Origin of the sequence: Streptomyces sp. NPDC086519 (genome assembly GCF_040686075.1) — a bacterium.
Taxonomy (GTDB): domain Bacteria; phylum Actinomycetota; class Actinomycetes; order Streptomycetales; family Streptomycetaceae; genus Streptomyces; species Streptomyces shenzhenensis.
Map to the genome: position 1 here is coordinate 75,990 of NZ_JBFBJL010000009.1, position 19,169 is coordinate 95,158.

21 protein-coding genes are annotated in these 19,169 nt (G+C 72.3%); 9 read left to right on the top strand and 12 right to left on the bottom strand.

Annotation, left to right across the window (positions count from 1 at the left end; genetic code table 11):
• Nucleotides 1–36 precede the first annotated feature (36 nt).
• From AB0P24_RS11460 to AB0P24_RS11475, 4 genes are all read right to left on the bottom strand, one after another.
• Nucleotides 37–999 carry an electron transfer flavoprotein subunit alpha/FixB family protein gene (locus AB0P24_RS11460; RefSeq protein WP_365792607.1) on the bottom strand — a complete coding sequence of 321 codons (963 nt, stop codon included), beginning with the start codon at nucleotides 997–999 and terminating at the stop codon, nucleotides 37–39.
• 52 nt (nucleotides 1,000–1,051) lie between these two features.
• Nucleotides 1,052–1,840 carry an electron transfer flavoprotein subunit beta/FixA family protein gene (locus tag AB0P24_RS11465; protein WP_365792609.1) on the bottom strand — a complete coding sequence of 263 codons (789 nt, stop codon included), beginning with the start codon at nucleotides 1,838–1,840 and terminating at the stop codon, nucleotides 1,052–1,054.
• A 241-nt stretch (nucleotides 1,841–2,081) separates the two neighbouring features.
• Nucleotides 2,082–2,591, bottom strand: coding sequence for a flavin reductase family protein (locus tag AB0P24_RS11470; protein WP_365792611.1), 510 nt, complete (start codon nucleotides 2,589–2,591; stop codon nucleotides 2,082–2,084).
• 208 nt (nucleotides 2,592–2,799) lie between these two features.
• Nucleotides 2,800–3,213, bottom strand: a complete 414-nt coding sequence (locus tag AB0P24_RS11475) for a thioredoxin family protein (RefSeq protein WP_365792817.1) — start codon at nucleotides 3,211–3,213, stop codon at nucleotides 2,800–2,802.
• A 105-nt stretch (nucleotides 3,214–3,318) separates the two neighbouring features.
• Here AB0P24_RS11475 and AB0P24_RS11480 point away from each other — a divergent pair, with 105 nt between their 5' ends.
• Both AB0P24_RS11480 and AB0P24_RS11485 read left to right on the top strand, forming a co-directional pair.
• On the top strand, nucleotides 3,319–3,735 hold the full coding sequence (locus AB0P24_RS11480) for a DUF4395 domain-containing protein (RefSeq protein ID WP_365792613.1): 417 nt from the start codon (nucleotides 3,319–3,321) through the stop codon (nucleotides 3,733–3,735).
• A 188-nt stretch (nucleotides 3,736–3,923) separates the two neighbouring features.
• The gene (locus tag AB0P24_RS11485) at nucleotides 3,924–4,652 is read left to right on the top strand and encodes a lysophospholipid acyltransferase family protein (RefSeq protein WP_365792614.1); all 729 of its coding nucleotides are present in this window, start codon (nucleotides 3,924–3,926) and stop codon (nucleotides 4,650–4,652) included.
• Nucleotides 4,653–4,655: 3 nt separating this feature from the next.
• On the opposite strand, the gene AB0P24_RS11490 is transcribed toward AB0P24_RS11485, so the two are convergent.
• The 5 genes from AB0P24_RS11490 to AB0P24_RS11510 form a co-directional block, all read right to left on the bottom strand.
• Nucleotides 4,656–5,357, bottom strand: coding sequence for a phenylalanine--tRNA ligase beta subunit-related protein (locus tag AB0P24_RS11490; RefSeq protein ID WP_365792616.1), 702 nt, complete (start codon nucleotides 5,355–5,357; stop codon nucleotides 4,656–4,658).
• Nucleotides 5,358–5,367: 10 nt separating this feature from the next.
• The gene (locus AB0P24_RS11495; protein WP_365792618.1) at nucleotides 5,368–5,961 is read right to left on the bottom strand and encodes a transglutaminase domain-containing protein; all 594 of its coding nucleotides are present in this window, start codon (nucleotides 5,959–5,961) and stop codon (nucleotides 5,368–5,370) included.
• An 86-nt stretch (nucleotides 5,962–6,047) separates the two neighbouring features.
• Complete coding sequence (locus AB0P24_RS11500; RefSeq protein ID WP_365792620.1) at nucleotides 6,048–7,118, bottom strand: low specificity L-threonine aldolase; 1,071 nt, start codon at nucleotides 7,116–7,118, stop codon at nucleotides 6,048–6,050.
• On the bottom strand, nucleotides 7,115–7,864 hold the full coding sequence (locus tag AB0P24_RS11505) for an SDR family oxidoreductase (RefSeq protein WP_365792622.1): 750 nt from the start codon (nucleotides 7,862–7,864) through the stop codon (nucleotides 7,115–7,117). Before AB0P24_RS11505 ends, AB0P24_RS11500 begins: the two co-directional genes overlap by 4 nt.
• A gap of 38 nt (nucleotides 7,865–7,902) precedes the next feature.
• Nucleotides 7,903–9,300, bottom strand: coding sequence for a DUF6421 family protein (locus AB0P24_RS11510; protein WP_365792624.1), 1,398 nt, complete (start codon nucleotides 9,298–9,300; stop codon nucleotides 7,903–7,905).
• 413 nt (nucleotides 9,301–9,713) lie between these two features.
• Between AB0P24_RS11510 and AB0P24_RS11515 the strand changes: the two genes are divergently transcribed.
• On the top strand, nucleotides 9,714–10,397 hold the full coding sequence (locus AB0P24_RS11515; RefSeq protein WP_365792626.1) for a glycerophosphodiester phosphodiesterase family protein: 684 nt from the start codon (nucleotides 9,714–9,716) through the stop codon (nucleotides 10,395–10,397).
• Between the two features lie 15 nt (nucleotides 10,398–10,412).
• On the opposite strand, the gene AB0P24_RS11520 is transcribed toward AB0P24_RS11515, so the two are convergent.
• From AB0P24_RS11520 to AB0P24_RS11530, 3 genes are all read right to left on the bottom strand, one after another.
• A complete protein-coding gene (locus AB0P24_RS11520; protein WP_365792628.1) occupies nucleotides 10,413–10,949 on the bottom strand; it encodes an N-acetyltransferase in 537 nt (178 codons plus the stop codon).
• Between the two features lie 286 nt (nucleotides 10,950–11,235).
• Nucleotides 11,236–11,835, bottom strand: a complete 600-nt coding sequence (locus tag AB0P24_RS11525) for a MarR family transcriptional regulator (RefSeq protein WP_365792630.1) — start codon at nucleotides 11,833–11,835, stop codon at nucleotides 11,236–11,238.
• Complete coding sequence (locus AB0P24_RS11530; RefSeq protein WP_365792632.1) at nucleotides 11,832–13,496, bottom strand: FUSC family protein; 1,665 nt, start codon at nucleotides 13,494–13,496, stop codon at nucleotides 11,832–11,834. Before AB0P24_RS11530 ends, AB0P24_RS11525 begins: the two co-directional genes overlap by 4 nt.
• Before the next feature lie 159 nt (nucleotides 13,497–13,655).
• Between AB0P24_RS11530 and AB0P24_RS11535 the strand changes: the two genes are divergently transcribed.
• The 6 genes from AB0P24_RS11535 to AB0P24_RS11560 all read left to right on the top strand — a co-directional run bounded on the left by AB0P24_RS11535 (nucleotide 13,656) and on the right by AB0P24_RS11560 (nucleotide 19,100).
• Nucleotides 13,656–14,198: a DUF5134 domain-containing protein gene (locus AB0P24_RS11535; RefSeq protein WP_365792634.1), complete on the top strand. Its 543-nt coding sequence runs from the start codon at nucleotides 13,656–13,658 to the stop codon at nucleotides 14,196–14,198.
• A gap of 95 nt (nucleotides 14,199–14,293) precedes the next feature.
• Complete coding sequence (locus AB0P24_RS11540; RefSeq protein WP_365792636.1) at nucleotides 14,294–15,229, top strand: M56 family metallopeptidase; 936 nt, start codon at nucleotides 14,294–14,296, stop codon at nucleotides 15,227–15,229.
• Between the two features lie 56 nt (nucleotides 15,230–15,285).
• The gene (locus tag AB0P24_RS11545) at nucleotides 15,286–15,957 is read left to right on the top strand and encodes a phosphatase PAP2 family protein (RefSeq protein WP_365792638.1); all 672 of its coding nucleotides are present in this window, start codon (nucleotides 15,286–15,288) and stop codon (nucleotides 15,955–15,957) included.
• A 37-nt stretch (nucleotides 15,958–15,994) separates the two neighbouring features.
• Nucleotides 15,995–16,717 carry an HAD-IA family hydrolase gene (locus AB0P24_RS11550; protein WP_365792640.1) on the top strand — a complete coding sequence of 241 codons (723 nt, stop codon included), beginning with the start codon at nucleotides 15,995–15,997 and terminating at the stop codon, nucleotides 16,715–16,717.
• Between the two features lie 136 nt (nucleotides 16,718–16,853).
• Nucleotides 16,854–17,531 carry a helix-turn-helix domain-containing protein gene (locus AB0P24_RS11555; protein ID WP_365792642.1) on the top strand — a complete coding sequence of 226 codons (678 nt, stop codon included), beginning with the start codon at nucleotides 16,854–16,856 and terminating at the stop codon, nucleotides 17,529–17,531.
• Between the two features lie 225 nt (nucleotides 17,532–17,756).
• Nucleotides 17,757–19,100 (top strand): FAD-dependent oxidoreductase, encoded by a 1,344-nt coding sequence (locus tag AB0P24_RS11560; protein WP_365792644.1) that lies wholly within the window; start codon nucleotides 17,757–17,759, stop codon nucleotides 19,098–19,100.
• Nucleotides 19,101–19,169: the final 69 nt, after the last annotated feature.

Genomic DNA, 19,169 nt, shown 5'->3' on the forward strand with positions numbered 1-19,169 from the left:
TGCCGGTCACGGGGGCCTCGGACAGCCTGGCGGCGGTCAGCCCTTGCGGGCCTTGACCTCCTCGGTCAGCTGCGGGACGACGTCGAAGAGGTCGCCGACGACGCCGAAGTCGACCAGTTCGAAGATCGGGGCCTCGGCGTCCTTGTTGACGGCCACGATGGTCTTCGAGGTCTGCATGCCGGCGCGGTGCTGGATGGCGCCGGAGATGCCGTTGGCGATGTACAGCTGCGGGGAGACGCTCTTGCCGGTCTGGCCGACCTGGTTGGTGTGCGGGTACCAGCCGGCGTCGACGGCGGCACGCGAGGCGCCGACGGCCGCGCCGAGGGAGTCGGCGAGGGCCTCGATGATCGCGAAGTTCTCGGCGCCGTTGACCCCACGGCCGCCGGAGACCACGATCGCGGCCTCGGTCAGCTCCGGACGGCCCGTGGACTCGCGGGCGGTGCGGCCGGTGACCTTGGTGCCGGTCGCCTGGTCGGAGAAGGTCACCGCGAGGGCCTCGACCGCGCCGGCGGCCGGGGCGGCCTCCACGGCGGCGCTGTTGGGCTTGACCGTGATGACCGGGGTGCCCTTGGAGATGCGGGACTTGGTGGTGAACGAGGCGGCGAACACCGACTGGGTGGCCACCGGGCCCTCGTCGCCGGCCTCCAGGTCGACGGCGTCGGTGATGATGCCGGAACCGATGCGCAGCGCGAGGCGGGCGGCGATCTCCTTGCCCTCGGCGGAGGAGGGGACCAGCACGGCGGCCGGGGACACCTGCGCGACGGCGGCCTGCAGCGCGTCCACCTTCGGGACGACCAGGTAGTCGGCGTACTCCGAGGCGTCGTGCGTGAGGACCTTGACGGCGCCGTGCTCGGCGAGTGCGGCGGCGGTGTCGGCGGCACCCGCGCCGAGCGCGACGGCGACGGGCTCGCCGACGCGGCGGGCCAGCGTCAGCAGCTCCAGGGTGGGCTTGCGGACGGCACCGTCCACGTGGTCGACGTAGACGAGGACTTCAGCCATGGGATTGCTCTCCTGCGAAACGAAGTTGAGGGGCGGTCAGCGAGTGCTGGGCTCAGATGAACTTCTGGCCCGCGAGGAACTCGGCGAGCTGCTTGCCGCCCTCGCCCTCGTCCTTGACGATCGTGCCCGCCGTACGGGCCGGACGCGCGGTGGCGTCCTCGACCTTGGTCCAGGCACCCTCCAGGCCGACCTCCTCGGCCTCGATGTCCAGGTCGGACAGGTCCCAGGACTCAACCGGCTTCTTCTTGGCGGCCATGATGCCCTTGAAGGACGGGTAACGCGCCTCACCCGACTGGTCGGTCACCGACACCACGGCCGGCAGGGAGGCCTCCAGCTGCTCGCTGGCCGCGTCGCCGTCGCGGCGGCCCCTGACCGTGCCGTCCTCGACCGAGACCTCGGAGAGCAGGGTGACCTGCGGGACGCCCAGCCGCTCGGCCAGCAGGGCCGGCAGCACGCCCATGGTGCCGTCGGTGGAGGCCATACCGGAGACCACCAGGTCGAAGCCGGCCTTCTCGATCGCCTTGGCCAGCACCAGCGAGGTGCCGATCGCGTCGGAGCCGTGCAGGTCGTCGTCCTCGACATGGATCGCCTTGTCCGCGCCCATCGACAGCGCCTTGCGCAGCGCGTCCTTCGCGTCCTCCGGACCCACCGTCAAAACGGTGACCTCGACGTCGTCGTCGGAGTTCTCCGCGATCTGCAGCGCCTGCTCGACCGCGTACTCGTCCAGCTCGGAGAGCAGACCGTCCACGTCGTCACGGTCGACGGTCAGGTCATCGGCGAAGTGCCGGTCGCCAGTGGCGTCGGGCACGTACTTCACAGTGACAACGATCCTCAGGCTCACGCCGGCTCTCCTACTGCATCGTCTCTTCTGGGCTGCCTCTTGAAGGCAGCATAGGCGCCTCAAGCGGCTCATCCCGGTCGGGGCGGCCGCGCGCTCCGAACGAAATATTACTCACCAGTACAGCCAGTTCATGCCCGCTAAGCAAGCGCTTTGAACTGTGACCTTCGCAACGCAGCGTAACCGGAACTCGACGCGTTCGCAGAGCGAGCGACGTGTGATCCGCGGAACGGGGGGCCTGTGATCAGTCGCGCAGGCCGTTGAAGCCCCCCTGGTGGTACAGGAGCGGCCGGCCGGCGCCGGAGGGATCGCCGACGAGCACCTCGGCCAGCACGATGCGGTGGTCACCGGCCGGCACGCGGGCGACGATCCGGCACACCAGCCACACCAGCACGCCGTCGATGACCGGGACACCCGCATGGCCGTCGCGCCAGTCGGTGGGCGCCCCGAACCGGTCGGCACCGCTGCGCGCGAAGGTGGCCGCGAGCTCCGCCTGGTGCTCGCCGAGGATGTGGACGCCGACATGCTCGGCGGTGGATATCGCGGGCCAGCTGGAAGCGCCCGCGCCGACACCGAAGGAGAGCATCGGGGGCTCGGCGGAGACGGAGGTGAGGGAGGTGGCGGTGAAGCCGACCGGACCGTCGGCGCCGCGCGCGGTGATCACCGCCACACCGGCCGCGTGCCGCCGGAAGGCGGAGCGGAGCAGATCGGGAGAGGCGAGCTGAGGGGCGCCGAGGTCGGGCGTGGCCGTCATGGAGTTGTCCTTCTGCGGGGGGCGGTCTTCGGGTCCGGAGCGGCTCAACAACCCGGACAGCGCACGCTCGCGGTGCGGGCCAGGTCCACATGGACCCGCCCGAAGAGAAGGAGATCCTGAGGCATACGGTCAGACTGACGATAGGTGGTGCGCCCAGTCAAGTACGTTCCGGCATATGGGAGGTGCCTCACCGTCATCGGCACGTCCGTCAGACGGCCTCTCCCAGCGCCGCGATGACGTCCGCCTTGCGGGGCTGTCCGCTGGCCCGGCGCACCACCCGGCCGTCCGCGTCGAGCACCAGCACGGTCGGGGTCTTCAGGATCTCCAGGTCGCGTACGAGGTCCAGGCGGGCCTCGGCGTCGATCTCGACGTGGGTGACCCCGGGGACCATCCCGGCGACCTCGCCCAGCACCCGCCGGGTGGCCCGGCAGGGGGCGCAGAAGGCGCTGGAGAACTGCACCAGCGTGGCCCGTTCGCCCAGGTCGCCGCCGAGTTCGGCCGCTCCGAGCCGCTTGCCGTCGTCCCGCCCGCGCACCCGTACCCTCCCGCTCCGCCGCTTGTGCAGCACTCCGTGGACACTCGCCGCCGCGAGCACCGCCACGCACACCACCAGTCCGGTCATCACCGGACAAGGATCCACGAGACGGCCCGCCTCAGGAACAAGCGTTCACAAGATTGCAAAGATTCCCGGCTCCCCAATCGGCGTACGGGGCGGAATCCTTGGTTCATGGACATCGACGCACGTGGGCCGCGGTTCGCGGCGGCCGTGACGACGGTCGTACTGGCCGCCGCACTCATCACCCGCAGCCCCTGGATCCTCGCCTGGCAGACGGCGGCGTTCGCGCTGGGCGCCGCGGGGGGCATGGCCCGTTCGCCGTACGGCTGGGTGTTCCGGACGGCCCTACGACCGCGCCTCGGCCCCCCGACCGAGTTCGAGCCGCCGGAGCCCCCGCGGTTCGCACAGGCGGTGGGACTGGTCTTCGCGGGGCTCGGTCTGGTCGGATTCGCGCTGGGCCCGGCGTGGTTGGGCCTGGCGGCGACCGGGATCGCGCTCGCCGCGGCCTTCCTCAATGCGGCATTCGGGTACTGCCTGGGCTGCGAGATGTTCCTGCTCGTGCGGCGGTTGACGGCGCACCCGGAGTAAAGAAGCATTAAAACCACGAGGTGGATCAAGGGACCAACGTGACGAGGATCTCGCCGCTCCCGGGCACCAGGGCTGGCTCCCCGTCCGTTCTTCGGGCACCATCTGCGAGACGCCGTAAACCTACGGCTCCGTAACTTTCCCGCTGGGAGCCCTTTTCCCAGGCAGAGCAGAAAGGGCCCGTCCCCCCCATGGCCGAGTTGGTCTACCGTCCCGTCATCGGTTTCGCCAAGACACTGTTCAAGGTCTGGGACCTCAAGATCGACTGCCAGGGTTCGGAGAACATCCCGCGCTCGGGCGGCGCCGTGCTGGTGAGCAATCACGTCAGCTACCTGGACTTCGTCTTCGACGGCCTGGCGGCGCTTCCGCAGAAGCGCCTCGTGCGGTTCATGGCGAAGGAGTCGGTGTTCCGGCACCGGATCTCCGGCCCGCTGATGCGCGGGATGAAGCACATCCCGGTGGACCGCACGCAGGGCGAGGCCGCCTACCAGCACGCGCTGGCCTCGCTGAAGTCCGGTGAGATCGTGGGCGTCTTCCCGGAGGCCACGATCTCCCAGTCGTTCACGCTCAAGAGCTTCAAGTCGGGCGCCGCGCGCCTGGCCCAGGAGGCCGGCGTTCCGCTCGTCCCGATGGCTCTGTGGGGCACCCAGCGCATCTGGACCAAGGGCCAGCCGCGCAACTTCAAGCGCAACCACCTGCCCATCACCATCCGGGTCGGCGAGCCGGTCGACGCTCCCCGGGAACAGTACGCGGGCGCCATCACCCGCCGGCTGCGCGGGCGCGTCCAGGAGCTGCTGGAGGCCGCCCAGCGCGCCTACCCGGGCCGCCCGAAGGACGCCACCGACACCTGGTGGCTCCCGGCACACCTGGGCGGCACGGCCCCCACGCTGGATCAGCTGAAGGCCGCCGAGGCGATCTGAGCCTCAGCCCGCCGATTCGGGCGCGCGCACCTCGATGCGGGCACCCGGGCTGAACTTCTCCAGCAGTTCCGCGAGTTCGGCACCCGCCGAGGCCAGCTCCGCCACCGGCATCGGGGCGAGGCTCTCCAGCAGGAAGACGGCCGAGGTCGTCCGCTCGGTGAGGCGGGTGCGGGGGCCCTGGCGCCAGTTCCAGCGGCGGCAGGTGACTCCGGCGGCGTCGCACCACACGACCTCGCCGGCGTCGGGGTGCTCGACCGCCTCCTCGCCCCCGGCCACGGTCACGAAGTCCTCCTCCCCCGTGGCGCGCACCAGCCGCATCCCGCCCCGGACGAGGCCGAGGTCCTCGCCGCCGACCGGGATCAGGTGGGCGACGCTGATCGCGTTGTAGAGGTCCACGAGCAGGTTGATGCGGGGCAGGCCGCCGTCCGCGAGGGCCCGTCTGGCCAGCGCCTCGGCCGAGTTGCGGGTGCGCGACGGCTTGGAGCCGAAGGCCGTGTAGGCCGCCCGCCAGGCGGCCATGTGCGGATCCTCGTGCGGGGCGCGCCCGTCGAGGCGTACGGTCAGACGGCGGGCCGCGTCGTCGAGGAGCCCTGAACTCGCCTCCGTGCTGGGCCCGTTGACCAGGTCGTGGGCCTCGATCACAAGGTGCGTGAAGCCGGGCGCGAGGGCGCGCACCTCGTCGGACACGGTGAGCGTGAGAGTCATCTGTCTTGCCTCAGAGTGCGGTGGGGAGCGTCTTCCACAGGTACGGGCGGTCGGGCGCCGCTGTGAGCGCGCCGAGCACGACCGGGTGAGGTTCAGCGTACAGGACTGGATAGTCCATCTCATTGGACTCGGGGTCGGGGATCCAGGCCAGCCGTTCGCCGTCGAGGGAGAACCGGGCGTCGACGCCCGGCTTGTTGCCGCGTGGGTCCTGGCGGTGCCAGGCGCCGTGGAAGCGGACGGCGATCAGGCCGTGCACGACGTGACCGGCGCCGTCGTCGGCCGTCAGGCGCTGATAACACAGGGCGGTGGGGATGTCCTCGGCACGCAGCAGGGCGGCCAGGGCGTGGGCCTTGGCGTGGCAGATGCCGGTGCGCTTCTCCAGCACGTCCGAGGCCCGCCAGGTCACACGCAGGTCGCCGGAGTCCTGGGAGTGGGGGATGGCGTCCCGCACGAATTCGTACGCCGCGCGCGCATAGTCATACGAGTCCTCGGCTCCCGCCGCCAGCCGCGCGGCTGTCTCCCTAACCCGGGGATGGTGATGGTCTATGACCTCGTCAGCGGCCAGGTACGCGGACAGGTCGGCGGTGTTCTGGATCAGCTCCATGCCCGCAGAGCATAGGAAAGCGATCACCCGAGCGTCAATGATTTTTCGGGTGACCGCATATCTATGCATCCAGTGCGGCGGTGGGACTAGCGCGCCATCTCCTCCTTGAGCGCCGCCACGAACGCGTCCACGTCCTCCTCGGTGGTGTCGAAGGCGCACATCCAGCGCACGTCCCCGGCCGCCTCGTCCCAGAAGTAGAACCGGAAGCGCTTCTGCAAGCGCAGGCTCACGTCGTGCGGAAGCCGCGCGAAGACGCCGTTGGCCTGCACCGGGTGGAGGATCTCCACGCCGTGCACGGCCCGGACGCCCTCGGCGAGCCGCTGGGCCATCTCGTTGGCGTGCCGGGCGTTGCGCAGCCACAGGTCCTTGGCGAGCAGGGCCTCCAGCTGTACCGACACGAAGCGCATCTTGGAGGCCAGCTGCATGGACAGCTTGCGCAGGTGCTTCATGTGGCTGACGGCGTCCTGGTTGATCACCACCACCGCCTCGCCGAACACCGCGCCGTTCTTGGTGCCGCCCAGGGAGAGGATGTCGACGCCGACGGCGTTGGTGAACGTGCGCATCGGGACGTCCAGGGAGGCCGCCGCGTTGGCTATCCGGGAGCCGTCCAGGTGCACCTTCATGCCGTGCGCGTGGGCGTGCTCGCAGATCGCCCGGATCTCGTCCGGCGTGTAGAGGGTGCCCAGCTCGGTGCTCTGGGTGATCGAGACCACCTGCGGCATCGCACGGTGCTCGTCCTCCCAGCCGTACGCCTGCCGGTCGATGAGCTCCGGGGTGAGCTTGCCGTCGGGGGTGGGGACGGTGAGCAGCTTGAGGCCGCCCATGCGCTCGGGGGCGCCGCCCTCGTCGACGTTGATGTGCGCGCTCTCGGCGCAGATCACCGCGCCCCAGCGGTCGGTGACCGCCTGGAGCGCGACGACGTTCGCGCCGGTGCCGTTGAAGACCGGGAAGGCCTCGGCGGTGGCCCCGAAGTGGCTGCGGACGATCCGCTGGAGGTTCTCCGTGTACGCGTCCTCGCCGTACGCCACCTGATGGCCGCCGTTGGCGAGGGCCAGGGCGGCCAGCACCTCGGGGTGGGCTCCGGCGTAGTTGTCACTGGCGAAACCGCGGACCTGCGGGTCGTGATGGCGACGCGCGTCGGTCCTGGGAGGGTTCACGGCTTCTCGGTCAGCCACAGACGGTTTCCGTTCACTTCGGCGGCGGACTTGCTCCAGACGCCCTCGACGGCCTCGGCCAGGTCCTTGACGTCCGTGAAGCCCGCGAACTTCGCGTTGGGCCGCTCGGCGCGCATCGCGTCGTGCACCAACGCCTTCACCACCAGGATGGCAGCCGCGGAGGTGGGGCCCGCCTCGCCCCCGGCCTTGCGGAAGCCGTCGGCCATGGCGAGCGTCCAGGCCTCGGCGGCCGCCTTGGCGGCGGAGTAGGCGGCGTTGCCGGCGGTGGGCTTCGACGCGCCGGCGGCGCTGATCAGCAGGTACCGGCCGCGCTCGCTGCGTTGCAGGGCGTCGTAGAAGGCCAGGGAGGTGTGCTGGACGGTGCGGATCAGCAGCTTCTCCAGCAGGTCCCAGTCGGCGAGGTCGGTCTCGGCGAAGGTGGCGCTGCCGCGCCAGCCGCCGACCAGGTGGACCAGGCCGTCGACCCGGCCGTGGTCCTTCTCGATGCGGTCGGCCCACGCCCTGGTCGAGTCCAGGTTGAGCAGGTCGACCGTCTCACCGGTGACCACGGCGCCGCCGCCCGCGTACCGGGCGGCGTCCACGGCCTCCGCCAGGCGTTCGGGATTGTTGTCGGCCCCGACCAGGGTCGCGCCCGCCTCCGCCAGCCTGACCAGCGTCGCGTGGCCGGCGGGTCCGCCCGCACCGGCCACCGCGATCACCGCACCACTGAGAGACCCGTTGCCCGCCATGTGCTTCCCCTCTTGAGCAGTGTTCCGCGGCCGGCCGCTCACGCGGCGACCGGCTCGGCGCTGTCCGCCGTGATGCCCTTGGTCTCGGCGATCACGTTCTTCAGTTTCCTGGACAGCGCCTCGTAGAACATGCTCAGCGGAAACTCGTCGGGAAGCACGTCGTCCACGAGCTTGCGCGGCGGCAGGGTCAGGTCCAGGGCGTCCGGGCCCTTGGCCCACTTGGAGCCCGGGTGCGGGGCGAGGTAGGCGGCGACCAGTTCGTACCCGGCGAACCAGTGGACGAGCTTCGGCCGGTCGATGCCGTCCTTGTAGAGCTTCTCGATCTCGGCGCACAGCTGGTTGGTGACCTGCGGGGCACGCTCCCAGTCGATGGCGAGCTTGTTGTCGGTCCAGCGGACCACGTCGTGCTTGTGCAGGTAGGCGAAGAGCAGCTGGCCGCCGAGCCCGTCGTAGTTGCGGACGCGGTCGCCGGTGACCGGGAACCGGAACATGCGGTCGAAGAGCACCGCGTACTGCACGTCACGGGCCTGCGGGACGCCGTCGGCCGCGAGCTTCACGGCCTCCTTGAAGGCGGTGAGGTCACAGCGCAGCTCCTCCAGGCCGTACATCCAGAACGGCTGGCGCTGCTTGATCATGAAGGGGTCGAAGGGCAGGTCGCCGTGGCTGTGGGTGCGGTCGTGGACCATGTCCCACAGCACGAAGGCCTCCTCGCAGCGCTTCTGGTCGTGGACCATCGCGGCGATGTCCTCGGGGAGTTCGAGGCCCAGGATGTCGACGGCCGCGTCGGTGACCCGGCGGAAGCGGGCGGCCTCGCGGTCGCAGAAGATACCGCCCCAGGAGAATCGTTCCGGCGCTTCGCGTACGGCGATGGTCTCGGGAAAGAGGACGGCCGAGTTGGTGTCGTAGCCGGCCGTGAAGTCCTCGAAGGTGATGCCGCAGAACAGCGGGTTGTCGTACCGGGTGCGCTCCAGCTCGGCCAGCCACTCCGGCCAGACCATGCGCAGCACGACCGCCTCCAGGTTGCGGTCCGGGTTGCCGTTCTGCGTGTACATCGGGAAGACGACCAGGTGCTGGAGGCCGTCCGCGCGGCCCGCGGCGGGCTGGAAGGCGAGCAGCGAGTCGAGGAAGTCCGGCACCTGGAAGCCGCCGGCTGCCCAGTGCCGCAGGTCCGTCACCAGCGCGCGGTGGTAGTCGGCGTCGTGCGGGAGAAGCGGGGACAGCTCCTCCACGGCCTCGACGACACGCCGTACGGCCGCCTCGACGTCGTACCGCGCGGGCGCGCCCTCGGCCTCGAAGTCGATGGATCCGTCCTTGGCCTGCCATGGCCGGATCCGCTCCACGGCATCCTTGAGCACGGGCCACGCCGGGTGTTCGACCACCCTGGTCACGGGAGGAACCTGCTCCTCCGAACCCACCTGCACAAGAATTTCCGTCATGACCCACCCTCCGCGGGAGAAACTTCCGTAAGGACACCGTATGCATACGAGGTTTCTCCCAGCAAGGGGGCCCTCGGGAAATTATCCTGTGGCATCGCGTCTTCACCGCGCTTTTTCCTGTCTTAAACCGTGAAGGCGCTCACATTCACCACAGCCGGTGACGAAGCGTCAGCTCGGCGGGACCGCACGGATCCGGCCGGTCAATGCGCGGCGGGACGCGCCCACCCCCGGGTGACCGCCGACCGGGGTACGGACCAGATGCCGCGCGCCCCGCGCGCCAATCCCCCCGTGTACGTACGGGTTCATCGCGACGGGCGGCCGTTAGGCTGCGCCCAGCCGCGTGGACAGCGACGTCCGTCGTACGGTTCGCGCGCCTGCCCCCACCGCCGCCGTCGACGGAAGCGAGTTGAATCTTGAACTTCCTTACCATCGGTCACCGCGGAGTCATGGGCGTCGAGCCCGAGAACACCCTCCGTTCCTTCGTGGCCGCCCAGCAGGCCGGCCTCGACCTGATCGAACTCGATCTTCATCTCAGCAAGGACGGCGCCCTGGTCGTCATGCACGACGCGGAGGTGGACCGCACGACCGACGGCACCGGCCCGATCGCCGAGAAGACCCTGGAGGAGCTGCGCGCGCTGGACGCGGGCCGGGGCGAGCGGGTGCCGGTGCTCGAGGAGGTCCTGGACGCGGTGCGCTCGCCCTTGCAGGTCGAGATCAAGGACGTGGCCGCGGCCCGGGCGCTGGCCGAGGTCATGCAGCGGCGTGACCTGGTGTCCCGGGTGGAGGTGTCCTCGTTCCACGACGAGGCGGTCGCCGAGATCGGCCGGCTGGTGCCGGGGGTGCGCACCGCGCTGATCGCGTCCCGCTATGGCACGGACGTGGTGGAGCGGGCCCGGGAGGCGGGTGCGGCGACCCTCTGCCTGAACATCCGGCGGCTGACCCTGGAGGTCGTCGAGCACGCCCGCAAGGCGGATCTGCGGGTGATCGGCTGGGTGGTGAACACCCAGGACCATCTGCGGCTGGTGCGCGCGCTGCAACTGGACGGCGCGACGACCGACTACCCGGAGATCAAACGCACCGCCCGCTTCACCGCGTGACCCCCGGCCCGCGCCTCACACCAGCGGCTTGACCAGCAGCTCGAACTGCAGGTCCGGCCGCCGCGGAACGCCGAAGCGCTCCTCGCCGTACGGGAACGGCGACATCTCTCCCGTACGGCGGTAGCCGCGCCGCTCGTACCAGGCGATCAGGTCTTCGCGCACCGAGATCACCGTCATGCGCATCTCCGTGACGCCCCAGTCCTCACGCGCCTGGCGCTCCGCCTCGGCGATGACGGCCTTGCCGAGCCCGGCGCCCTGGAGGCCGGGGCTCACCGCGAACATGCCGAAGTAGGCGTGGTTACCCCGGTGCTCGAGCTGGCAGCAGGCGACGACCCGGCCAGCCTGCTCGACGGTGAGCAGCTTGCCGTCCGGCGCCTTGATCACTTGGAGGACGCCCTCGGAGTCGGTGCGCTGCCCCTCCAGGATGTCCGCCTCCGTGGTCCAGCCGACCCGGCTGTCGTCGCCCCGGTAGGCCGACTCGATCAACGCGACCAGGACGTCCACATCGGCGTCGGTGGCGTCACGGAAGGTCAGTCCGGCGGCGTTCTCCATGGGCGGGTTCTCCGATCTCAAGCGCGGCTCAGCCGGGCACGAGCTTATCCCCGCCGCCCGGCCCCGCTTCCGGCACCTCGCGCCGCCCGGCTCACGGGGCGGCAGGCCATGACGCTCCGGTCGCATGGTGCACGTACCGACCGGAAGTGCCGCGGCATGTCGTCGATCGTCCGCGGCGCCGTCGTGGCTGGTCGCGCAGTTTCCCCGCGCCCCTTCGGGGCGCTGCCGAACCGCGGCGGACCTCGCCGGACCCGCGAGGGCCGGCCGAAGAGGGCCGAGCTGCCGGTCAGGCCCGCAGCGCCCCCATCCTCCCCTCCAGACGGCCCAGCAACTCCGCAAGAAGTCCCGCCAGTTCGCCCTGGCCCTCCGGGGCGAGGACGGACAGCACGGCCGTCTCGTAGGCGAGTTGCTCGGGCAGGATGCCGTCGACGAGGTCGCGGCCCGCGTCGGTGAGGCGCAGGTGGGCGACCCTGCGGTCACGGGCGTCGCCGCGCCGCTCGACCAGGCCGCGCTCGGTGAGCTGCTTGAGGCGCTTGGTGACGGCGGCGCCGGAGGAGAAGGTCTCCTTGGCGAGCTCGCTCGGGGTCAGCTCGTGGCCGGTGCGGCGGAGCGCGCCGAGCAGGTCGAACTCGGGGCGGCTGAGGCCGGCCCGGCGCAGCGGGGCGTCCTCGGCCTGCTGGAGGAGGGCGGCGCAGCGGTTGATCCGGCCGATGACCTCCATGGGCCCGGTGTCCAGCGCGGGGTGGACACTGCGCCACTGCCGGACGACGGCCGCGACCGTGTCGTCCATGCCGGCCCCCCTGTCCGCGCCCTCGTCGTCCATGCCTCCGCCCGCGCCCCTTCCCGCGTCGCTCGCGGCCGCCGGTCGTCCGCTGGTCGCCGTCATGGCCGTACGTCCTCCGTTGTCCTCGCGCCGCCCCAGGAGTGCGCTCCCTGGCGTCGTACCGTCGCGGCGAGCGTACGGTGTCCGGACTGCTCGGCGAGCACGACCCGCTCCTGGGGCAGCGCGCGTTGCCACCACTCGCCGGACGCGGCGTCGACCGTGGCGCGCAGCTCGGCCAGGGCGGCGGCGAGGGTGCGCCGGGCGGTCTCCAGGGCGCGCGGGGCCGGCTGCGGCCCGGCGAGCAGCCGGGCGGCCTGTTCGCGGGCCCGCTCGACTGCGGCCAGGGCGTGCTCGATGCGGTCACCAGCCCGGCGGTTGGTGACGACGACGGCGGTGGCGAAACCGACGAGCGCGCCGACCAGGGTGTCCACGACCCGCTCGGTGATCAGCTGCCCGGCGTCCTGGGTGCGGGCGAACTCGGTGACGAGCAGGGCCATCGGGGTGACGCAGACGCTGCCGAGCCAGTAGTTGCGGCCGATCAGCGCCTCGGCGCCGAAGTTGAAGGCGAGGCAGCACAGCACCAGGGCCGCGGGGTGGAGACGGGCGAGGGGGACGACGGCGGCGAAGACGAGGACGCCGAGGAGGTTGCCGACGACGCGCTGGACGCCCCGGTTCCAGGTGAGGGTGACGTTGGCCTGGTAGAGGGAGGCCGCGGTGACCAGCGCCCAGTAGGGGCGGCCGACGCCGAGGGCGAGGGAGGTGTAGCCGGCGAGGGCGCAGCCGAGCGCGGTGCGGGCGGCGAGGGGGGTGAGCGGGCCGAGGCGGTGCCACAACGGGCGCTGCGGTACGGCGCGTTCGGCGTCGACGCCGAGCAGGTCGTCGTCGGCTCCGGCGACCCGCGGGACGCGTCCGGTGCCGCGCAGGCCACGGGCCCAGCCGCGGAGCAGCCGCGGGTCGGCGTCGGCGGGGGCGGCGAGGGCGACCTCGGCGCGGACGACGAGGTGTTCGAGGGCGCGCCGGGTGCGGTCGGTGCGGGCGCCGGTGGCGAGCAGGGACTGCCAGGCGGCCTGTACGGCGGCGGCCGCCGCGGCGCGGGCCCGGTCGTGGCCGACGCCGGTGCCGCGGGTGTCGGCGTAGGCGGCGGTGGCGCGCAGGGCGTGGGCGGTGGCCCGGCGTTCGGGGCCGTGCGGGCGCAGCAGCCCGGGGGCCATGCCGACCAGCCAGGCCCAGGCGCCCGCCGCCAGGGCGAGGCCGACATGGCCGGGGACCTGGCCGAGGGTCTGCGGGGCGAACAGGGAGGCGGAGCTGATGAAGGTGAGGACCACGTTGCCGGGCGGGCCGACGCGGGTGGCGTCGCAGAGGACCTTCTGCACGGCGGCCATGAGCGCGCCGACGGTGACCAGGACGGCCGCGTTCGCGGTGAGCGAGGCGGCGGTCAGGGCGAGGGCCAGGCCGCCGACCATGCCGAGGACCACCCGGGCCAGGGTGCGGGCGCGGGCGGGGTAGGGGCGGTTGTGGCCGTAGAGGGCGCACAGCGATCCGGCCATCGTGTACATCGCCAGGTCGAGGCGGCCGAGGGCCAGCAGGGCCAGGCTGGGCGGGGCGACCGCGGCGACCACGCTGCAGGCGGGCTTGAACCAGATGTCGGAGGGCCGGCCGAGGCGCAGCACACCGGCGAGGGGCAGGCGGCGGGCGGTCGTGGGGGTCGTGGTGCTCACACTCATCAATTTAGCATGTGTTTTACTCGTAAAGCACTCTCGAACAGCCCTGGTCACATGCTGTGCTCCGGCGAATGCTCCCCGTGTACGTCCTTGCGCTCGCGTGCGCGCCGTACGGCCGGGGCATCGCATCCCTCGACACGACGTCGAGCGGGGAGGTGCGCCGTGCACGGACCGGCTTCGCCCGGCTGGCTGCTGGTCGCGCTGTGCGCGGCGACCGGGGCCTACTGCCTGCTGCGGATGCGCAGCAGGGTCGAGGAGCAGCGGCGCGCCGCGGGAGGCGAGGCGCTGATGGGGTTCGGCATGGCCGTCATGGCGGTGCCCGCGTCGGTGTTCACGCCGCCGGGGTGGGCGTGGCCGCTGTACGCTGCGGTGTTCGGCGCGGCCGCGTTGCACGCGCTGTGGAGCGCCCGCAGCAGTCCGCGTCATCTGCACCATCTGGTGGGGGCGGCGGCGATGGTCTACATGGCGGTGGCGATGGCGGCCGCCCCCGGCGCCCACCACCACGGCGGCGCCGGAGTCCCGCTGGTGACGGGGCCGTTGCTGCTCTACTTCACCGGCTATGTGCTGCTGTCCGGCGCACGGCTGGTCCCGGTCGCGGTGACCGCCGGAACGGGCGCGCTCCGGTGGGGCGACCGGCCCGAACTGGCGCGGGCGTGCCGGCTGTCGATGGGGATCGGCATGGTGGCGATGCTGCTGGCGCTGTGAGCAGGTGACAGCACTCGCGCCGCAGACGTTGCCTGCGTCACTTTGGCGCAACGGGCTGTACCCGTGGGCGGTTCCCCGCTCATAGGGTGCTGGCCATGATGGTCCCCGTGGCACTGTTGCTGCTAGGCGCCCTGACCGCCGTGGCCGGCCCCCGGTTGCTCGCCCGGGCCGACTGGGCGGACCGGGAACCGGTGGTCGCGCTGTGGGTGTGGCAGTGCGTGGTGGCGGCCGTCCTGCTGTGCTGCGCGCTGTCGATGACGCTGAGCGCGGCGGCCGCCTGGCAGGCGGTGCGGGGGCACGTTTTCGCGACCGCCCCGAGCGGGGTGGTGGACGCCTACGCGCTCGGTACGACGGGCCCGTGGGCGGCCGTGACCGCGGTGGTCCTGGCCTGCGCCGGGCTGTGGAGCGGGGCGATGCTGGTGCGGGAGATCGCGCGGGCCAGGTCCAGGCACAGCCGCGAACGGGCCGAACTCCTCGTCCGCGCACCGCTGTTGCCCGGCGAGGAACCGGCCGACGGCCGGCTCGTCGTCCTTGAGGGGGACCGCCCGGATGCCTGGTGGCTGCCCGGAGCGGCGCCCCAACTCGTCGTCACCACGGCCGCGTTGCGCCGCCTGAAAGGTCGTCAGCTGGACGCGGTCCTGGCTCACGAGCAGGGTCACGCACAGGCCCGCCACGACTGGCTGCTGCACTGCTCGGGCGCGCTGGCAGGCGGGTTCCCGCAGATCCCGGTGTTCGCCGCGTTCCGCGACGAGATGCACCGGCTGGTCGAACTGGCCGCCGACGACGTGGCCTCCCGGCGCCACGGCCGCCTCACCACCGCGCTCGCCCTGGTCGAACTCAACGAGGACCGGGGGGTGTTCGGCCCCGGACCGACCCCGCACGCCCACGTCCCGCAGCGGGTCCACCGGCTGCTCACCGCCCCGGACCGCCTCCCGGCCCGGCACCGGCTGCGGCTGACCGCGACGGCCGCCCTGGTCCCGGTGCTCCCGGTGCTGGTGGCGCTGGTACCCAGCCTGCGAGCCCTCGGGTGAGGCCGCACCCGGCGGAGGAATTGCTCCGCGGGCAATGATTCGGCAAAGATCACGCCATGCGTCCCCCGCCCAGTGACCGTTCCGCTCCCCTTCTCGCGACCGCCGTTCTCGCCCTCTCCTCGGCGCTGCTGCTCGCCCTCGTCGCCGGCGAGTGGCCTCCCCTGGTCGCGGTGGACGAGGACATCGCCGACGCCACCCACCGCTGGGCCGTGGCGGACCACGGCACCACACAGGTGCTGCGCGTCCTGACGGACTGGGTCTGGGACCCGCTGACCATGCGCCTGCTGTGCGCGGCGGTCGCGGTGTGGCTGGTGTGGCGGCACTCGGCGTGGCGGACCGCCCTGTGGCTGGCCCTGACCTGCGCGCTCGGGACGCTCGCCCAGCAGTCCCTCAAGACCGCCGTCGGCCGCCCGCGCCCGGTGTGGCCCGACCCGGTCGACTCCGCCCACTACGCCGCCTTCCCGTCCGGGCACACCATGACGGCCACGGTCGTCTGCGGCCTGCTGCTGTGGCTGCTGCACCGCTGCGGCACCCGCCGCGCGATATGGCGTACGGCCCTGGCCGCGGCCGGGGTCTCGGTCGTGGGCGTGGGCCTGACCCGGGTGTGGCTCGGCGTCCACTGGCCCTCGGACGTGTTCGGCGGCTGGCTGCTCGGGGCCCTGGTGGTGGCGCTGGCGGTGCTGGCGTACGAGTGGCAGCCCGACGGCCGGGGACACCCTCACCCGTAGTCCACGGGCACACCCGGCCGTCGGTAGAGTCCGGCACATGACTGCCGTGCTCTTCGACTTCTCCGGGACCCTCTTTCGCATCGAGTCCGCCGAATCCTGGCTGCGGGCGGTGCTCGCCGAAGCCGAAGTACCGGTCACCGAAGCCGAGTTGACACGGAAAGCGCAGGCGCTGGAGGCGGCCGGGGCACAGCCCGGCGGGGCCTTCCCGGCCACGCTGCCCGAGGAGTTGTCCGACGTGTGGGCGGTGCGCGACGAGAGCGCGGAGCTGCACCGGGCCGCGTACACCGGCCTGTCCCGGCGGGTGGCGCTGCCGGACCCCGCCCTGCACGACGCGCTGTACGAGCGGCACATGGACCCGCGGGCCTGGACGCCGTACCCGGACGCCGCCCGGGTGCTGCGCGCGCTGCGCGAGCAGGGGATCGGGGTCGGTGTGGTCAGCAACATCGGCTGGGATCTGCGCCCGGTCTTCCGCGAGCACGGACTCGACGCGTACGTGGACGCCTACGTCCTGTCGTACGAACACGGTGTCCAGAAGCCGGATCCGCGGCTCTTCACGGTCGCCCTGGAGGCTCTCGGGGCCGCGCCGGCGCAGACGCTGATGGTCGGGGACAGCAGGCCCGCCGACGGCGGGGCGGCGGCGCTCGGCTGCCGGGTGCACTTCGTGGACCACCTGCCGGCGGCCGAACGGCCGGACGCGCTGCTGACGGTTCTGGACCTGGTGGGCGTGGCGCGCCGACCGGCCACGCCCACCCAGGCCTGACCTGCCGCGCCGTCCGCCCGAGACGCTCCCCCGTGTCGCCCCGGACGGACGGCAGCCCTGAACCGGCCCCGCGCAGGGCGGTGCCGACCGCGTCGATTATAGTTGGCTGGCAGCCAGTCAACGCAGGAGTTCCAGCATGTCCCCGCGCAGCCCCTCGGTCAATGAAGAATTGCGCAGGCGTTCGCGCGAGCGACTGCTGCAGGCCGCGGTGGAGCTGGTCGACGAGCACGGCTTCGAGGCGACGACGCTGGGCGCCATCGCGGACCGGGCGGGGTCGGCGCGCGGACTGGTGTCGTACTACTTCCCCGGCAAGCGCCAGCTGGTCCAGTCCGCCGTGCACCGGCTGATGCACCGCACGCTGGAGGAGGCGCTGGAGCACGAGCCGCGCACCGAGGACGGGCGGGAGCGGCTGGCCCGGGCCATCGACGCGATCCTGGGGCTCGCGCACGACCGGCCGGTGCTGATGCGCCAGCACATGGCGGGGCTGCTCCAGGCCGAGGGCTTCGTGCAGTGCCCCGAGCAGCGCCGGCTGGCGGAGCTGCTGGGCGAGACCGTCGCCCGGTACGGCTCGCACCAGGTCGAGGCGGACTACCCCATGCTGCGCGCCATGCTGATGGGGGCGGTGTACGCGGCGCTGGTGCCCGGGGTGCCGATGCCGATCCCCGCGCTGCGGGCGGAGCTGTTCGAGCGCTACGGGCTCGACTGGGAGCTGGGCACTCCCCCGGAGTCCGCGCCGGCGACCGAGCGGCAGGACCTGTCCCGGTTCTTCGCGACCGGGGACCGGACCGAGCCCGGATCCGTGCCGGAGTCCTGACCGGTCAGCCGACGGGGGCGTGACGCGATCCGCGCCGCCGTCAGGACGCCCGCGTCACGCGCCCGCGCGCGAGCCGGAGGGACGCTTCTGACACACACATGGCGTGACTCTATGATCACACCGCGCAGCCAGGGGCGCACGTCCGCGTCACCCCAGCGGCCCTGTCGAGGCGGCCGGGCCGGTGGGATGCTGGAGCCACCAGCCCCTCGGGCAAGGAGTTCCCCCGTGTTGCGTGTCGCCGTCGTCGGCTCCGGGCCGAGCGGGTGCTACACCGCCCAGAACCTCGTCCAGCTCGACCCCACGGTCCTCGTGGACGTCCTGGACCGGTTGCCGTGCCCGTACGGGCTGGTGCGCTACGGCGTCGCTCCCGACCACGAGAAGATCAAGTCACTACAGGGAAACCTGCGCACCGTCCTTGAGCACGAGCGGGTGCGGTTCCTCGGCGGGGTCAGGGTCGGGGGCACGGGCGGGGTGCCGGTGCAGCGGCTGCGGGAGCTGTACCACGCGGTGGTGTACTGCGTGGGCGCCGCCACCGACCGGCGGCTCGGGATTCCCGGCGAGGAGCTGCCGGGCAGCTGGTCGGCCACCGAGTTCGTGTCCTGGTACAGCGCGCATCCCGACGCGGTCGACGCCGGGTTCGTGCGCGACGCCCGCTCGGCAGTGGTCATCGGGGTCGGCAACGTCGCGGTGGACGTGGCGCGGATGCTGGCCCGGGGTGCGGCGGAGCTGAGCCCCACCGACATGCCGCAGCAGGCGCTGAGCGCGCTGGCGGCGAGCCGGATAAGAGAGGTCCACGTGGTGGGCAGGCGGGGTCCCTCACAGGCCCGGTTCACCACCAAGGAGCTGCGCGAGCTGGCCGGGCTGCCGGCGACCGAAGTCCGGGTGGAACCGGCCGAGTTGGCGCTCGACCCGGCCTGCGCCGACCCGTCAGCGCTGCCCGCCGCCCAGCGTCGCAACGTGGAGGTGCTGCGCGGCTGGGACGACGCCGGCGGCCGGGGAGCGGAGCGCAGCATCCGGCTGCGCTTCTTCCTGCGCCCGGTCGAACTGCTCGCCGAGGGCGGACGGGTCGGCGCGGTGCTCTTCGAGCGCACCGCGCCGGACGGGCACGGCGGGGTGCGCGGCACCGGGCGGTACGAGACGGTCGAGGCGCAGCTGGTACTGCGGTCCGTCGGCTACCGCGGAGTGCCGCTGGACGGACTCCCGTTCGACGAGGAGAGCGGCACCGTACCCCACGAGGCGGGCCGGGTCCTGCACAGCTGCTTCGGCGCACCCGGCGACTACGTGGCCGGCTGGATCAAGCGGGGACCGACCGGCGTCATCGGCACCAACCGGCCCGACGCCAAGGAGACGGTGGCCTCCCTCCTGGCGGACGCGCCCGCACTGCTGCGCAAGGAGGTGCCCGAGGACCCGGTCGCCGCGCTGCGTTCGGCGGGCGTCGAGCCGGTCGAGTGGACGGGATGGCAGGCGATCGAGCGGGCCGAGGCGGCGCTCGGCGCCCGGCTCGGCCGGAGCGTGGTCAAGCTGGCCGACTGGAACTCCCTGCTGGCGGCGGCGCGCTCGGGGTCGTAGCGGAGTCGCACGCGATCAGGTGGGCATGACACGTATCGGCAACGAGTCGGAAATCAACAAACTGTTCAA

Bases quoted from the DNA above. Each gene is read 5' to 3' on its own strand.
- AB0P24_RS11550 (WP_365792640.1), top strand. From the start codon at position 15,995: ATGACTGCCGTGCTCTTCGACTTCTCCGGGACCCTCTTTCGCATCGAG.
- AB0P24_RS11460 (WP_365792607.1), bottom strand. From the start codon at position 999: ATGGCTGAAGTCCTCGTCTACGTCGACCACGTGGACGGTGCCGTCCGC.
- AB0P24_RS11495 (WP_365792618.1), bottom strand. From the start codon at position 5,961: ATGGAGCTGATCCAGAACACCGCCGACCTGTCCGCGTACCTGGCCGCT.
- AB0P24_RS11480 (WP_365792613.1), top strand. From the start codon at position 3,319: ATGGACATCGACGCACGTGGGCCGCGGTTCGCGGCGGCCGTGACGACG.
- AB0P24_RS11545 (WP_365792638.1), top strand. From the start codon at position 15,286: ATGCGTCCCCCGCCCAGTGACCGTTCCGCTCCCCTTCTCGCGACCGCC.
- AB0P24_RS11475 (WP_365792817.1), bottom strand. From the start codon at position 3,213: ATGACCGGACTGGTGGTGTGCGTGGCGGTGCTCGCGGCGGCGAGTGTC.
- AB0P24_RS11510 (WP_365792624.1), bottom strand. From the start codon at position 9,300: ATGACGGAAATTCTTGTGCAGGTGGGTTCGGAGGAGCAGGTTCCTCCC.
- AB0P24_RS11485 (WP_365792614.1), top strand. From the start codon at position 3,924: ATGGCCGAGTTGGTCTACCGTCCCGTCATCGGTTTCGCCAAGACACTG.
- AB0P24_RS11525 (WP_365792630.1), bottom strand. From the start codon at position 11,835: ATGACGGCGACCAGCGGACGACCGGCGGCCGCGAGCGACGCGGGAAGG.
- AB0P24_RS11470 (WP_365792611.1), bottom strand. From the start codon at position 2,591: ATGACGGCCACGCCCGACCTCGGCGCCCCTCAGCTCGCCTCTCCCGAT.
- AB0P24_RS11520 (WP_365792628.1), bottom strand. From the start codon at position 10,949: ATGGAGAACGCCGCCGGACTGACCTTCCGTGACGCCACCGACGCCGAT.
- AB0P24_RS11555 (WP_365792642.1), top strand. From the start codon at position 16,854: ATGTCCCCGCGCAGCCCCTCGGTCAATGAAGAATTGCGCAGGCGTTCG.
- AB0P24_RS11505 (WP_365792622.1), bottom strand. From the start codon at position 7,864: ATGGCGGGCAACGGGTCTCTCAGTGGTGCGGTGATCGCGGTGGCCGGT.
- AB0P24_RS11490 (WP_365792616.1), bottom strand. From the start codon at position 5,357: ATGACTCTCACGCTCACCGTGTCCGACGAGGTGCGCGCCCTCGCGCCC.
- AB0P24_RS11540 (WP_365792636.1), top strand. From the start codon at position 14,294: ATGATGGTCCCCGTGGCACTGTTGCTGCTAGGCGCCCTGACCGCCGTG.
- AB0P24_RS11530 (WP_365792632.1), bottom strand. From the start codon at position 13,496: ATGAGTGTGAGCACCACGACCCCCACGACCGCCCGCCGCCTGCCCCTC.